Annotated in this window: 13 protein-coding genes; 8 read left to right on the top strand and 5 right to left on the bottom strand. The window is 67.6% G+C overall.

The genetic code is table 11. The annotated features are described in order from the left end of the window. Positions 1–83: 83 nt before the first annotated feature. The gene (locus tag AC5P9F_RS08605) at positions 84–968 is read left to right on the top strand and encodes a hypothetical protein (RefSeq protein WP_043035210.1); all 885 of its coding nucleotides are present in this window, start codon (positions 84–86) and stop codon (positions 966–968) included. 94 nt (positions 969–1,062) lie between these two features. Here AC5P9F_RS08605 and AC5P9F_RS08600 read toward each other — a convergent pair whose 3' ends face one another. Then, a complete protein-coding gene (locus AC5P9F_RS08600) occupies positions 1,063–1,359 on the bottom strand; it encodes a hypothetical protein (protein ID WP_005413768.1) in 297 nt (98 codons plus the stop codon). A gap of 170 nt (positions 1,360–1,529) precedes the next feature. On the opposite strand from AC5P9F_RS08600, the gene AC5P9F_RS08595 reads away from it, so the two are divergent. After that, entirely contained in the window at positions 1,530–2,186 is a 657-nt protein-coding gene (locus tag AC5P9F_RS08595) for a decarboxylase (RefSeq protein ID WP_043035211.1), read from the top strand. Positions 2,187–2,254: 68 nt separating this feature from the next. Then, positions 2,255–3,028 carry a CDP-diacylglycerol diphosphatase gene (locus AC5P9F_RS08590; RefSeq protein ID WP_005410028.1) on the top strand — a complete coding sequence of 258 codons (774 nt, stop codon included), beginning with the start codon at positions 2,255–2,257 and terminating at the stop codon, positions 3,026–3,028. On the opposite strand, the gene AC5P9F_RS08585 is transcribed toward AC5P9F_RS08590, so the two are convergent. Further along, entirely contained in the window at positions 3,025–3,624 is a 600-nt protein-coding gene (locus AC5P9F_RS08585) for a GNAT family N-acetyltransferase (RefSeq protein ID WP_033833900.1), read from the bottom strand. The genes AC5P9F_RS08590 and AC5P9F_RS08585 overlap by 4 nt on opposite strands. Positions 3,625–3,840: 216 nt before the next feature. Here AC5P9F_RS08585 and AC5P9F_RS08580 point away from each other — a divergent pair, with 216 nt between their 5' ends. Next, complete coding sequence (locus tag AC5P9F_RS08580) at positions 3,841–6,567, top strand: TonB-dependent receptor plug domain-containing protein (RefSeq protein WP_109337614.1); 2,727 nt, start codon at positions 3,841–3,843, stop codon at positions 6,565–6,567. A gap of 109 nt (positions 6,568–6,676) precedes the next feature. Further along, positions 6,677–7,303: a hypothetical protein gene (locus AC5P9F_RS08575; protein WP_109337615.1), complete on the top strand. Its 627-nt coding sequence runs from the start codon at positions 6,677–6,679 to the stop codon at positions 7,301–7,303. A gap of 29 nt (positions 7,304–7,332) precedes the next feature. Here AC5P9F_RS08575 and AC5P9F_RS08570 read toward each other — a convergent pair whose 3' ends face one another. After that, positions 7,333–7,974 (bottom strand): hypothetical protein, encoded by a 642-nt coding sequence (locus AC5P9F_RS08570; protein WP_099474571.1) that lies wholly within the window; start codon positions 7,972–7,974, stop codon positions 7,333–7,335. A 182-nt stretch (positions 7,975–8,156) separates the two neighbouring features. Here AC5P9F_RS08570 and AC5P9F_RS08565 point away from each other — a divergent pair, with 182 nt between their 5' ends. Further along, positions 8,157–9,317, top strand: coding sequence for an amidohydrolase family protein (locus AC5P9F_RS08565; protein ID WP_043035214.1), 1,161 nt, complete (start codon positions 8,157–8,159; stop codon positions 9,315–9,317). Positions 9,318–9,394: 77 nt separating this feature from the next. Here AC5P9F_RS08565 and AC5P9F_RS08560 read toward each other — a convergent pair whose 3' ends face one another. Together AC5P9F_RS08560 and AC5P9F_RS08555 are read right to left on the bottom strand one after the other, a co-directional pair. Beyond that, a complete protein-coding gene (locus tag AC5P9F_RS08560; protein ID WP_012480567.1) occupies positions 9,395–9,832 on the bottom strand; it encodes a DUF3806 domain-containing protein in 438 nt (145 codons plus the stop codon). 132 nt (positions 9,833–9,964) lie between these two features. Continuing rightward, positions 9,965–10,846 (bottom strand): LysR substrate-binding domain-containing protein, encoded by an 882-nt coding sequence (locus AC5P9F_RS08555; protein ID WP_012480566.1) that lies wholly within the window; start codon positions 10,844–10,846, stop codon positions 9,965–9,967. 122 nt (positions 10,847–10,968) lie between these two features. On the opposite strand from AC5P9F_RS08555, the gene AC5P9F_RS08550 reads away from it, so the two are divergent. Together AC5P9F_RS08550 and AC5P9F_RS08545 are read left to right on the top strand one after the other, a co-directional pair. Next, a complete protein-coding gene (locus tag AC5P9F_RS08550; RefSeq protein ID WP_012480565.1) occupies positions 10,969–11,670 on the top strand; it encodes an ankyrin repeat domain-containing protein in 702 nt (233 codons plus the stop codon). A 51-nt stretch (positions 11,671–11,721) separates the two neighbouring features. After that, entirely contained in the window at positions 11,722–13,179 is a 1,458-nt protein-coding gene (locus AC5P9F_RS08545) for an amidohydrolase family protein (protein WP_164225420.1), read from the top strand. Positions 13,180–13,219: the final 40 nt, after the last annotated feature.

Genomic DNA, 13,219 nt, shown 5'->3' with positions numbered 1-13,219 from the left:
CCTGCCGACAGACAGCAGACGAGCATGGCTCGACGCCGCCCGGGCAACGGTTACCATCGGAAGCCCATCCGCAGGAGCCATCCATGCCCACCGCCGCCGTCCGCGCCACCCTGTGCACTGCATTGCTGGCGACCCCGCTGCTGGCGCTGGCCCAGAGCGCGATCCTGCCGCAGCAGCGCGATGCCGCCGGCAACGTGATGGAGCCGCTGGGACAGGTACTGATCGCGAGTGAGACTGGACCGTCGGGGCTTTATGACTGCACGCGGGACGGCAACTGGTGCGTGCGCGTGCAGCCGGTTGCCGAGGAGGGTGACCGGCCGACCGTGCTGGAAGTGCTTGAGAAGGCACCGGGCCAGGGCAAGCCGCACAGCTACCACGTCAGCATCGACGTGCCGCAGGAAAGCGAGCTGTCGCTGTGGCCATGGATCGTGCGGCTGGCCCCTGGCGTGGGCAGCGATGAACCGGTGACCGACCCGCAGCAGCGCGCCCGCCAGAATGTGCTGGTGGGTGGCATCGTCAAGTTCAGCACCATGTACTCCGGTGGAGGTGCCGACGCGTCCACGCTGCAGCTGGCACGCGTGCGTCACCTGCAGGACGACATCCAGGTGGACGACGACGTGCTGACCGTGCCATGGCTGGGCAATGCGATGATCCGCGCCTGTTTCAGCGAGCAGGACATCAAGCAGCGCGCCGGTGCCTGCCACGACGAATACGGGTTCTCGGCGAAGCTGGCGCTGGATACGGTTGCCGAGGGCATGCCAGTGCTGCGCTACCAGACCGTGGCGACCCGGTACCCGGCCGGTGTTTCGCGCTTCGAGGATTCGCTGGCCAGGGGGCCGCTGAAGAAGCAGGATCTGCGCATCGAACAGGACCCGGCGTGTACCTACACCCGGCTGTTCCGCTTCGGGGCGGGGATGTTCCACCCGGACCAGGCACTGCCGGACTGTGCCGGCTATACCGAACCCTGAATTGTAGCGTCGAGCGATGCTCGACGGGTCTTCGGACGGGCGGCGCGAAAAGCCAGTCGAGCATGGCTCGACCCTACAAAAGCGGTGGCGGCGCTTACTCGCAGCGCGTGGACGTGATGATGTTGTCCTTGTCCACGAACACGCGCAGGCGGTCCTGGCGGATGTCCTTGGTGGTGATGGTGCTGGGGCCGATCGGGTTGACCAGGCCGGCGCCACTCTCGCGGGACAGGCGGCGGATGTTGGGCTCATTGGCCGGCTGGCCGATCGCCCAGCCCAGCTGGCTGGCGTCGCAGCGGCCGCTGCCTTTGACTTCCGGGCCAGGCGTACTGACACAGGCCGACAGCAGCAGGGCAGAGGCCGGCAGCAACAAGGACAGACGGAATGCAGACATGCGAGCGCTCCTGCGCAGGGAAGATGGCGGGAACGATAGCACCGAGCGTGCGAAAGGCGTCAGCGTCCCGGTCATTGCCGGCACAGCGTGGTCATTGCATAGTGGGAGGAATGGCTGGCAGTACGCCAGCGGGCAGGCCGGGCCTTTCCGGCGCAGATGTTGGATACGGTATGACGGCAGGCAGTTTCCGCGGCAAAGACAAGACGATGACGGCGCTGGTGTTGTCGTTGCTGGGCGTGGCGTTTGCCGCCTCCGCTGCCGATCCGGAACCCGCGCCGGTCGAAACCCCGGTATTCGGTGCCTGGCGCAACCTGCAGACCGAAGCGGGCTACGAGCCTGCGCAGCGCAACCTGGCGTTTGCCATGCTGCCGCAGGCGGCGACCCGAGGCGATCGTTTCGCCATCCTCGACCGTGAAGGCAAGCGGACGGTGTGCTGCCTGCAGGTGGCCAGTCCCTCGCTGGGCGTGGCTGCGCTGCGCGAGCAGTACCACCTGCCGCAGGCCTGGGTGACCGACCTGAGCAATGGCCGCAGCCCCGCACGCCCCTATGTGCCGCACGTCTATGCGATGCAGCGGGTGGACGAGCTGGTCGACTACAGCTTCGCCGATGTGCCTGGCGCCTACAGTGACCTGGGCGGGCTGCTGATTCCGGAAGGTGCAGCGCTGGAGGCCGACGGCAGCGCCGTGCGCCTGGGGGACACCCGCTACCCGCTGCATTTCCAGCGCCAGCCGCACGCCGATGACGATGGGGCGCTGGACCGCTACAGCCTGCAGGCCGGCGAGGGTGCCGCCCCGATCGTGGTTGAAGTGCCGTTCGGCACCTACTGATTGCAGCTTCGCACTGGCTAGAATGCAGCGCGGCGCTGTCTGCCGTGCCTGCTCCGTGAGTCGTTGCCGTGTCCCTGCGCCCCTTCCTGCTGTCGTCCCTGCTGCTGTTGTCCGCCTGTGCCAGTGCGCCGCCGCCGGCCCATTCCGATGCATTGTGGCGATTGATCGAACGTGACTGCCGGGGCGCCGAAGGTCCACGCGGCGACTGCCTGCGCGTGGAGACGGCCGCAGACCGCCGCGATGTGCTGGTCAAGGATGCGCACGGCGACTACCAGTTCCTGCTGATGCCGCTGGACAAGGTGAGCGGTATCGAGAGCCGCAGCCTGTACCAGCGTGGTGCACCGAACTACTTCGCTGCCGCCTGGCAGGCGCGCAGCCACACCGAACAGGCCTTGCGGCAACCACTGCCGCGCAACGTCGCCAGCCTGGCGTTGAACTCGCCGCACGGCCGCTCGCAGCACCAGCTGCATATCCACGTGGATTGCCTGCGTGCCGACGTGCTGCAGGCGCTGGACACGCATGCTGCCGCCCTCGGCAGCCGCTGGGCACCGCTGCCGGTCCTGCTGCGCGGCCATCAATACCAGGCACGCCTGCTGGCGGGCGCGGAACTGACCGCCAATCCGCTCAATCTGCTGGCTTACGACCTCGCAGGCGTGGACGATGTTGGTCAGTGGAGCCTGGTCGTGGCCGGCCGGGACGCCGTGCAGGGCGGCCCGGGTTTCATCCTGCTGGCGACCCGGGTGGACGCCGGCACCGGCAACGAGGCCAGCGCCGAAGAACTGCAGGACCACGCCTGCTCGGTGCTGACCGGCGCAGGCGACGCGTTGGAGCGGGTCCGCTAACCCGGTGGCTGCTGGCGGCTGCGCCAGACCGGTGCAGTCAGCGCCAGCAGCTGGCGGTCCTGCCAGCCATCCAGATCCAGATGATGGTCGCGCAACAGGCCTTCGTGCTCGAAGCCGAAGGCGTGCAGCGCAGTGGCGAACGGGTCACTGCAGTCCGGTGGCAGCATCACGAACAGGCGGTGCACGCCCACATCCTCGAACAGGAACGGGCACAGCGCGCGCAGCGCTGCATCCACGTGCGGGTGCCAGTGCTGCAGCGACAGCAGCTCGGCGCAGCGCGTATGCAGGGACTGCAGGCGGACATGCAGCTGGTCCAGGACAGTGCCGTGCTCGTCATCGAACACACCCAGCAGCAGCTGGTCGTTGTCCTGCTCCAGCCGCGAGCGATGCATGTGGGCAAGGAAGCGGGCTTCTTCGTCGATACCGGCCGGATGGCGGCGCCCGCGTCGGCGGCGGTCGTCGAACAGGCGCCAGGCCGGCAGATCGGCCCGCTGGAACGGGCGCAGGGTGACCGGTGCCACCTGCAGCTGCAGCAGATGGCGGCGCGACACAGGGCGCAGCGGGGGGAGGAGGGATGTGGGGTACGGGGTCATCATCCCCGGAACGATGGCAATGCCCGCTTCGCCAGACCATTCAAAAGATTGCAAAAACGCGACGACCACCGGGCGGAGCCTGATTCGGTTCAGGCATAAGTCCATCAGGGCTGGTCATTTCCGTTGAAACCATCCATTCAGGACACTTTCGTTACGGGATCGTTATGCGCCGCGCAGGCCTCCGGTCCCATACCACCCGTCAACTCCCCCAGGAAGCCCATGTCCGCCTCCCACAAGGCGCTGCGCCCGCGTCCGCTGGTGCTCGCGCTGTCGTCCCTGATGCTGGTCTCGTCGCCGGCCTTCGCGCAGGAAAGCGCACCCACCTCATTGCAGGAAGTGAAGGTCACCGGCTCGCGCATTCCGCGCGCCAGTGTCGAAGGGCCGTCGCCGGTGACCGTGATCAGCCGCGAGCAGATCGACGCGCAGGGCTACCGCAACGCGTTCGACGCGCTGAGCGCCCTGACCGAAAACACCGGCAACGTGCAGGGTGAGGACTTCGGCAACACCTTCACTCCGGCGGCCAACACCATCAACCTGCGCGGGCTGGGCCCGAACCGCACGCTGGTGCTGGTCAACGGACGCCGCCAGGCCGACTACCCGCTGGCCTACGAGGGCTCGGTGAACGTGGTCAACCTGGCCAACATTCCCAGTGCGCTGATTGAGCGCATCGAGGTCTTGGCGGCCGGTGCGTCGGCGGTGTATGGCTCCGACGCCATCGCCGGCGTGGTCAACATCATCCTCAAGGACCGCTTTGAGGGTGTGGACGTGAACGTGCGGGCCGGCGGCACCCAGCAGGGCGGTGGCGACAACCAGCGCGCGCAGGTGGTTGGTGGCAGTTCCGGCGAGCGCTGGGATGCGCTGTTCGGCTTCGAGTTCGATGTGCGCAAGGCGATCCATGCGCGCCAGCGCGATTTCATGGACTCGCTGGATGATGACCCGGCTGGCAAGGCGCCGCAGGCGACCGCGATCGCGTATCGCCGCAACGCTGCCACCGGTCGCAACATCGATCCGGGCGTCAATGGCTGCGACGCGGCGTCGGACATCTATGGCGGCAGCGTGTTCCGCGCCTTCAACCCGCGCCAGGGCTGGTATTGCGGCAGCAACGAGGCCGCCGCCAGCTACTGGACGGTGCAGACCGAGAAGCGCAATCTCAACGGCTACGGCCTGCTGACCTTCCACGTCAACGAGACCACCGACCTGTTCGCCGATCTGGCCGTGGGCAGCGCACGCATCACCAACAACACCCGTGCGCCCACCTGGACCTCGGCCCGCAATTACTTCTACAACCAGACCACCGGCAACCTGGAAAGCTGGTACCGCCGCTTTGCACCCGAGGAAATCGGTGGCCTGCCGCGCAATGCCAACCGTTTCCTGGAAAATTCCTGGTCGTTCAACGTCGGCGCGCGCGGCCAGATCGGTGACAGTGGCTGGGATTATGAAGCGGTCTACAGCCGCTCACGCTACGAGAACCGCACCCGTCGCCCGGTGCTGCTGGCCGGCATCAATGAATACCTGCTTGGCCCGAAGCTGGGCGTGCGAAATGGCGTAGAGGTCTATGCGCCGGACCCGGCGCGCCTGTTCCAGCCGCTGAGCCCGAATGAGTACCAGGACCTGTCCGGCTACCAGGAGAGCCGCAACGCGGCGTGGCTGCAGACCTTCAGCGCCAGCGTCAACGGCCGGCTGTTCGCACTGCCCGGTGGCGACGCTGCGCTGGCCGCGGTGGTCGAGGCTGGCAGCCAAGGCTATCGCAATCGACCGGACCCGCGACTGGGCACCGGTGAATTCTGGAACACCAGCGCCGGTATTGGTGCCGGTGGCGAGCGCGACCGCTATGCTGCCGGCGTGGAGCTGCAGCTGCCGTTGCTGCAGTCGCTCACCACCACCCTGGCCGGGCGCTATGACCAGTACCGAGCCGGTGGTGAGCATATCGGCAAGGCGACCTGGAGCTTCGGCGTCGAGTTCCGCCCGATCGAGAGCCTGCTGATCCGTGGTACCGCTGCCACCAGCTTCCGGGCGCCGGACATGAACTACGTGTTCGCGACAGAGACGCGTGGTTACAACCCGGGCATGACCGACTACTGGCGCTGCCGCACCGCAGGCCAGTCGTATGACAACTGCGACTACAACGGCCTGTCGATCGATTACAGCAACCGTGCCAACCCGCAGCTGCAGCCGGAGTCGGCCAAGTCGTATGGCTTCGGCGTGGTCTGGTCGCCGCTGGCTGGCCTGGATTTCAGTGCCGACTACTACGACATCCGCATCGACAACGAGGTGACCAGCCTTGATACCAGCCGCATCCTGCGCGACGAGGCCGATTGCCGGTTGGGAAAGACGCTGGGCGGCGAGGCGCGTGACATCGGCTCACCGCTGTGCCTGGACGCGCTGTCGCGTGTGATCCGCAACCCGTCCAATGCAACCGTGCAGCCGGACCAGGTGACCCGTGTGCTGATCAATCCGATCAACGCCGCCTCCGAATCGGTTCGCGGGCTGGACCTGAAGGGCAACTGGCGTTTCGATGCCGGTCGCTATGGCCGCTTCACCACGCGCCTGGCCTACACCGTGGTGCTGGAGCACAAGTACCGGCAGTTCTCCGATGATCCGGAGCGTGACATCCGCAATTCGCTGGATGACTACCAGTGGCGCAGCAAGGCCAACGGCAGCATCACCTGGAACCAGGGTGACTGGACCACTACGCTGTACGGCAACCGCTTCGGCTCGCTGCCGAAGACCGATGGCAGTGGCCGCATCGCGCCGTACATGACCTACAACGCCAGCGTGTTCCGCCAGTTCGGCGAGAACCTGTCGGTGGGCGTGATCGTCAACAACCTGCGTGACAGCCGCCCGCCGGCGGACAAGAACGGTGGCGGCTGGCCGTTCTACCCGGTCGGCAACTACGACCCGTATGGCCGCCAGTACTGGGTGCAGCTGGACTACCGGTTCCGCTGATCCCGGGGCGAACGAAAGGCCCGGCAATGCCGGGCTTTTCTTTGCGCAGTGCATCCGTGCTGCCGGCGCGCACGTGGCATGCTGTGGCGATACACGGAGGAGGATGCGCATGGATGTCAGGGGGTGGAGTGTGATTGCCGTGCTGGCCATTGCAGGTTGCAGTGGCAGGCAGGCGGCCAGCGTGGACGAGGCTGCGGAGGCGGCCAGCGCCGCGCCCGTGCCGTCCCAGCCCAACGCAACGGCCGATGCGGGCTCAACGCACGGGCAAACGGCATCGATGCGGGTGACGGCCAAGCAGGGGCCTCCGGATGCGGAGGGTCACTTCCTCGAGGGCGAGCGCATGCTGCTGAACGAGGGTGCGGTGTCCGCACAGAGGAGCCAGGCGGTGCTGGGTTTCGACAAGGCCTTCGCGCAGGCGATCAGCCAGTTCGAGCGCGATGCAGCCGGTCACCCGGAAGTGCAGGACCTGACCCGGCTCTACAGGGCGGCCGCGACCCGGCTCATCGGCAACGACGGCACGCTGGTGTCTTTTGCCTGCGGCTACAGCCTGTGCGTTGGCGAGATCCGCAGCCGTACCGATGAGGATTTCAGTGCCTGGTCCGAGGCGATCGGCATGGACAAGGCGGCCCCGGTCTACAGCCTGGCCACGGCGCCGATGACATGGGGCAGGGACCAGCATGGTGGGCGCTTCGTGTTCTCGGTGGATCCGGCCGCCAACGGCATCACGGGCCCGTAGCGCCGGCGGATGACCGGCGCCACGGCGCGTTACGGAAGCGCCTGTTGCAGGTACGACTCGATGACGTAGCTGAAAGGCTGCTGCTGGCGGTCGCGCAGCAGGGCACGCACCTCCAGGATCACGCCGCGGTCGCCTTCGCCCCGCGGCGGCCAGAACGTCTGGTCAGCCAAGGTCTGGCGCTGGAAACCGAGCGGGCCGACCACGCGACCGAACGGTTCATCGGTGCTGTCCAGCACCTGGTTCATGGCCGGGCTGAGGTGGCCAGGCAGGTACCAGTTGTCGGCCTCGGACAGTACGCGGCTACCGCAGACCAGCTGCACGCGGCGATAGCGCAGGTCGGTACCCGGCTTCACGCCCAGCGCCTGCAGCACGTCGGTGGGCGCGGGCTTGTCCTGGCCGTGTACGCGCACTGCACGCACCCGCGCCTGTTCGGCCAGGCCGTGCTCGGCGCACCAGTGTTCCAGCGTGGCAGTGGCGCTCTGCCCGGACAGCACGCGCTGGTGCAGGCGCTCGACCAGTGCAGCCGGGGCAATGCGCTGCTGGCCCGGCGGCGACTGCAGCGGCGCAGCGGCCGCCGCATCAGTGGCGGACAGGCTGGCGATCGGGGCGGCGGCAAGCAGGGACGCGGCCTGCCAGCGGCGGAGACGATCGTGGCGGTCGGACGGGCCCATGCGGCATCACAGCGGAAACAGGCGCCCATGTTACCCGTTCAGGGGTGTGCACGGCGTGGCTGCGACCGGTTGTCGCAGGGCAGTCATCGTTCTGGTGAATGCGTGCCATCCAGATATTTCGTTGGCCGATGGCTGCGGCGAGGCGCACGATGGCGCCATTCTTGGCATTCCGGGAGTTCCCGATGACCCTCCAGTTCGTCCATGGCGGTGTCGACCGCGACGGTGCGCCACTGCATTTCCATATCCGTGATGGCCGCATCAGCGGGCTCAATGGCGAGGCGGCGCCGGCCGACGCGGCGGAATGCGTCGACCTGCAGGGCTTCGCGGTGCTGCCCGGGCTGGTCGACGGCCACATTCACCTCGACAAGAGCTTCGTCGGCGACCGTTGGCACCCGCACCAGCCGGTGAACAGCCTGCGTGAGCGGCTGGCGGTGGAGAAGGCGGCGGTGGCGGGTGCGGCACCGATGGTGGACCGTGCCGAGGCGCTGATCCGCCAATGCAGTGCTTTCGGTACGGTGGCGATGCGCTGCCATGTCGATATCGACGGCAGCACCGGTCTCGGCCATCTCGAAGCGGTGCGCGAGGCGGCACTGCGCTGCGCCGACATCATGCGGATCCAGCTGGTGGCGTTTCCGCAGGCCGGGGTGATGTCCTGTCCCGGCACCGCCGCCGTACTGGAGCAGGCGCTTGCCGCGGGCGTGGAGGTGCTCGGCGGCATCGACCCGACCACGCTCGATGGTGATGCCGAAGGCCAGCTGGCGCTGCTGTTCGGCCTGGCCGAGCGTTACGGCGTGCAGCTGGACATCCATCTGCACGAGCCCGGCGAAACCGGCCTGGCCCAGCTGCTGCGCATCGCGGCGCGGACGCGGGCCGCCGGCCTGCAGGGGCGGGTTGCGGTCAGCCATGCCTATTCGCTGGGCGACGTGCCGCTGGCGCGCGCGCTGCAGGTGGGCGAAGCACTGGCCACGGCGGGTGTGGCGATCATGAGCAACGCGCCGGGCGATCATCCTTTCCCGCCGCTGCGCGCGCTGCATGATGCCGGTGTGCGCGTGTTCGCAGGCAACGACAACATCCGCGACTGCTGGTGGCCGTACGGTAACGGCGACCTGCTGCAGCGGGCGATGTTGCTGGGCTACCGGTCCGGCTTCTACACCGATGCCGACCTGATGCTGGCGCTGGACATGGTCACCACCCACGCCGCGCAGGCGATCGGCCTGCCGCAGCATGGTATTGCCGAAGGCCGGCCGGCGACGTTCGTGGCCGTGCGTGCCGACCACGGCCCGGCCGCTGTGGCCGGGGTGCCGGTGGAGCGCCGCGTGGTGGTCGACGGCCGCTGGCTGTAGATCCACGTCATGGCGTGGATGCGCCATCGCGTGGTCTCATTCATCCACGCATGGCGTGGATCTACCCCGATGTACCGTCAGGCGTAATCGTCGGCGCGGGTGGCGACGAATTCCTCAAGCCACGCAAGCAGGTGGGCGATGTCGATGATCTCGCCCTGTTCGACGCGCTTGAGCAGCAGTGTGCTGGCGCCGATCTGCAGGCTGCTGTCGGCATAACGCAGCACCGCGTCGATGCCCCATGCATCGGTGACCTGCATCCAGGCCAGGCCCGGCACGCGCTGGGCCAGGGTGTCACCGAATGCCACGCCCAGCGCTTCCCAGCCATCGCAGTCGGCACGGTCGATCAGCTTGGCATCGATCACGCGCTGCAGTGTGCTGGCCGCCAGCGGCCACTGCACCGGCAACGTCGGGAAGCCGGCCGCCACGCGCGCGGCGATCAGCGAGCGCTGGTGCTGCAGATGCGTCTGCAGGGCAGCGGGCAGGGGATCGAAGCGGGTGGGGATTTCGTCGGACATGGCAGGGCGCCGTGGGGCACGGAAACAACAGGCACTCTACGAGGCGATTGTTGCCCGCTATACGGCCGGAGTGACCATGTTTCGATGCGTGATGCGCGAAAGGCATCCACGCATGGCGTGGATCTACCGTGGTCAGTCCGGTTCGCGCTGCACCTGCCGCCACAGCTCGCTGGCCAGCGCACGCACGGCATCGTCGGCGTCGGCACGGTGCAGCAGGCCGATTTCGTAGTTGTCGATCACCGGCAGCTCGCGCTCGCCATCGATGATGCGGTGCTCGCGGCTGACCGCGCGGCGTGGCAGCAGGCTGATGCCGATGCCATCGGCCACCGCGCCCTGGATGCCGCTCAGCGACGAGCTGGTGAAGGCGATGCGCCAGCGCAGGCCCAGCGCTTCCACGGCATGGATCATCTCGTCGCGGTACAGCCCGCGCGGGGGGAAGGTGACCAGCGGCAGCGGGTCCTGCTGCAGGCAGCTGCTGCGCAGGCTGTCGATCCAGTGCATCGGCTCGCGGCGGCAGTGCACGGCCTGGCGGCTGTTGCGGCGCTGCTTGACCAGCACCAGATCCAACTCGCCATGATCGAAGCCCTGCGCCAAGTCGCGGCTGAGGCCGCTGCTGATCTCCAGCTTCACCTGCGGGTGGCGACGGCTGAAGGCGGCCAGCATGCGCGTGGTCTGCGCGTTGACGAAATCCTCGGGCACGCCGATGCGGACTGCGGTCTCCACCATCGCACCGGCCAGCGCCTGCGCCATTTCCTCGTTCAGGTCGAGCATGCGCCGCGCGTAGCCGAGCAGGGTGTGGCCGGCATCAGTGGGGTGCACGTCGCGATGGCCGCGTTCAAGCAGGCGATGCCCGGCCAGTTCCTCCAGCCGGCGCACCTTCTGGCTGACCGTGGACTGGGTCGAATGCAGGCGCGTGGCCGCCGTGGTGAAGCTGCCGCAGTCGGCCACCATCACCAGCGCCCGCAGCAGGTCCAGTTCGAACAGGGTTCTATTCGATTTGGCACTGTCTTGCATTTGAACATTTCACTTCTGGATACCCAGGCCGACTTCTACCATGCAGGGCAGGGGCCGGCAACGCCCGGCTGTTGCTACCGTCGCACGGCGTTCCGTGGCGACGGACATGAGGAGACACTGTCATGCGCGTCCATCATTCCGCTGGTTGGCCTGCGCCGTTCACGCGCGTGCTGCTGTTGTGCCTGCTGGCCATGGTCACCCCTGCCTGCACCGCCACGTCCAGGGCCGACGCAGACGCGCGCCTGCGGGATGCCGCCAGCCGCGGCGACGCCGATGCGGTGCGACAGGCGATCGAGGATGGCGCCACGCTGGAGGCGCGCGATGGCCAGGGCCGCACCGCGCTGCTGCTGGCCACGCATGGCAACAACGTGGATGCCGCGCGTGAGCTGATCGAGGCCGGGGCAGACGTCAACGCCAAGGACGCGTTGCAGGACAGCGCCTACCTGTACGCCGGTGCGCGCGGCCTGGACGAGATCCTGGCGATGACCCTGGCGCATGGCGCCGATCTGCGCAGCACCAACCGCTATGGCGGCACCGCGCTGATTCCGGCCGCCGAGCGCGGTCACGTCGCCACTGTGCGCACGCTGCTGCGGGCCGGTGTGGCGGTGGACCATGTCAACCGGCTGCACTGGACCGCGCTGCTGGAAGCGATCCTGCTCGGCGATGGCGGTGCGCGCCACGTGCAGATCGTGCAGCTGCTGCTGGAGGCCGGTGCCGACCCGGAGCTTGCCGACGGCGACGGCGTGACGCCGCTGGCGCACGCGCGCCAGCGCGGCTATACCGGAATTGAGACCCTGCTGCGCCAGCACGGCGCGGTGCGTTGAATGCAACCCCCTTCCACCCGCACGCTGGGCGTGCCCATCAGGATGCTGTCCATGTTCCGTTCCCGTCCGTTGTCCCTTGCCATCCTCCTTGCGGTAGCACCGCTGTCGGCGTCTGCCGCCGAGCGCGCCGACCTGCTGATCCGCAATGCCACCGTGGTCGATGTCGAGCACGCCAGCACGCTGGCCGGGCAGAGCGTGGTGATCCGTGGCGAGGACATCGTCGCCGTCGGTCCGGACGCGCAGCTGCGCAGCCAATGGAGTGCGGCCCGCCAGATCGATGCCAAGGGCAAGTACCTGATTCCGGGCCTGTGGGACATGCATGTGCACTTCGGTGGTGGTCCGGCGCTGATCGAAGAGAACAAGGCGCTGCTGCCGCTGTACATCGCGCATGGCATCACCACGGTGCGTGACTGCTCCGGCGATCTGCCCGAGCAGGTGCTGCAGTGGCGTGGCGAGATCGCCAAGGGCACCTTGTTCGGCCCGCGCCTGCTCAGTTCCGGCGCGAAGATCGAAGGCATCAAGCCGGTCTGGAAGGGCACGATCGAAGTGGGCAGCGAGGCCGACGCCGACAAGGCGATTACCCGCCTGCAGCATGACAAGGTCGATTTCGTGAAGATCACCGACAGCACGCTGAAGCCGGAACTGTTCCTGTACTCGGCCAGCGCTGCGCGAAAGGCCGGCTTCAAAGCCTCGGGGCATATTCCGATGGCACTGACCGTGGAGCAGGCGGTCGATGCCGGCCTGGCTTCGATCGAGCATCTGGACTACGCATTCAAGGCCGGCAGCAAGGATGAGGCGCAGATCGCCGCTGACTTTGGAGCCGGCCGCATCGACCGTGCCGAAGCCAACCGGCGCCTCGACGCCAGCTTCGACCGTGACACTGCGATGCATGCCTACCGTGATTTCGCAAAGCGCGGCGTATTCGTGACCCCGACCCTCAACGGTGGCCGCATCCTCGACTTCCTTGACCAGGATGACCACGCCAACGATCCGTACCTGGCCTACATCGGCCCTGGCCTGCGCGCGACCTACCAGTGGCGCGTGGACCGCGCAGCCAAGGCCACGCCGGCGCAGATTGAAGCGCGCCACGCGCAGTACCACCAGGTGGCCGCGGTGCTGCCGCTGCTGCAGGAGGCGGGCGTGACGATCATCGCCGGTACCGATGCGGGCTTCCTCAATTCGTTCAACTTCCCGGGCATCGCGCTGCACCAGGAACTGCAGCTGTTCGTGAAGGAAGGCCTGACCGCACCGCAGGCGCTGTCGGCCGCAACCCGTTCCGGTCCGGCCTGGTTCGGCCAGATGGACCGCTACGGTGGTGTCGCACAGGGCAAGGCCGCCGATCTGGTGCTGCTGACCGCCAACCCGCTGCAGGACATCGCCGCCACCGGGAAGATCGACAGCGTGATCCTGCGTGGCAGCGTGTATGACCGCGCTGCGCTGGACAGGATGTTGGCTGATACCAAGGCCAAGGTGGCGGCGTGGAATGCCGAGGCGGCGAAGACGCAGTGATCGACAGGGTCAGAGCCCTTCCCGAGTGGGAAGGGATCCG

It is taken from the genome of Stenotrophomonas sp. YJH_SMC_4 (assembly GCF_059371575.1).
The sequence above is the reverse complement of the archived record's forward strand: the minus strand, read 5'-3'. Positions and strand labels throughout refer to the sequence as shown.

What these genes read in the sequence shown, in the direction of transcription:
- AC5P9F_RS08575 (WP_109337615.1), top strand. Translation starts at nt 6,677, where the DNA reads ATGGATGTCAGGGGGTGGAGTGTGATTGCCGTGCTGGCCATTGCAGGT.
- AC5P9F_RS08605 (WP_043035210.1), top strand. Translation starts at nt 84, where the DNA reads ATGCCCACCGCCGCCGTCCGCGCCACCCTGTGCACTGCATTGCTGGCG.
- AC5P9F_RS08555 (WP_012480566.1), bottom strand. Translation starts at nt 10,846, where the DNA reads ATGCAAGACAGTGCCAAATCGAATAGAACCCTGTTCGAACTGGACCTG.
- AC5P9F_RS08560 (WP_012480567.1), bottom strand. Translation starts at nt 9,832, where the DNA reads ATGTCCGACGAAATCCCCACCCGCTTCGATCCCCTGCCCGCTGCCCTG.
- AC5P9F_RS08565 (WP_043035214.1), top strand. Translation starts at nt 8,157, where the DNA reads ATGACCCTCCAGTTCGTCCATGGCGGTGTCGACCGCGACGGTGCGCCA.
- AC5P9F_RS08595 (WP_043035211.1), top strand. Translation starts at nt 1,530, where the DNA reads ATGACGGCAGGCAGTTTCCGCGGCAAAGACAAGACGATGACGGCGCTG.
- AC5P9F_RS08585 (WP_033833900.1), bottom strand. Translation starts at nt 3,624, where the DNA reads ATGATGACCCCGTACCCCACATCCCTCCTCCCCCCGCTGCGCCCTGTG.
- AC5P9F_RS08550 (WP_012480565.1), top strand. Translation starts at nt 10,969, where the DNA reads ATGCGCGTCCATCATTCCGCTGGTTGGCCTGCGCCGTTCACGCGCGTG.
- AC5P9F_RS08600 (WP_005413768.1), bottom strand. Translation starts at nt 1,359, where the DNA reads ATGTCTGCATTCCGTCTGTCCTTGTTGCTGCCGGCCTCTGCCCTGCTG.
- AC5P9F_RS08580 (WP_109337614.1), top strand. Translation starts at nt 3,841, where the DNA reads ATGTCCGCCTCCCACAAGGCGCTGCGCCCGCGTCCGCTGGTGCTCGCG.
- AC5P9F_RS08545 (WP_164225420.1), top strand. Translation starts at nt 11,722, where the DNA reads ATGTTCCGTTCCCGTCCGTTGTCCCTTGCCATCCTCCTTGCGGTAGCA.
- AC5P9F_RS08570 (WP_099474571.1), bottom strand. Translation starts at nt 7,974, where the DNA reads ATGGGCCCGTCCGACCGCCACGATCGTCTCCGCCGCTGGCAGGCCGCG.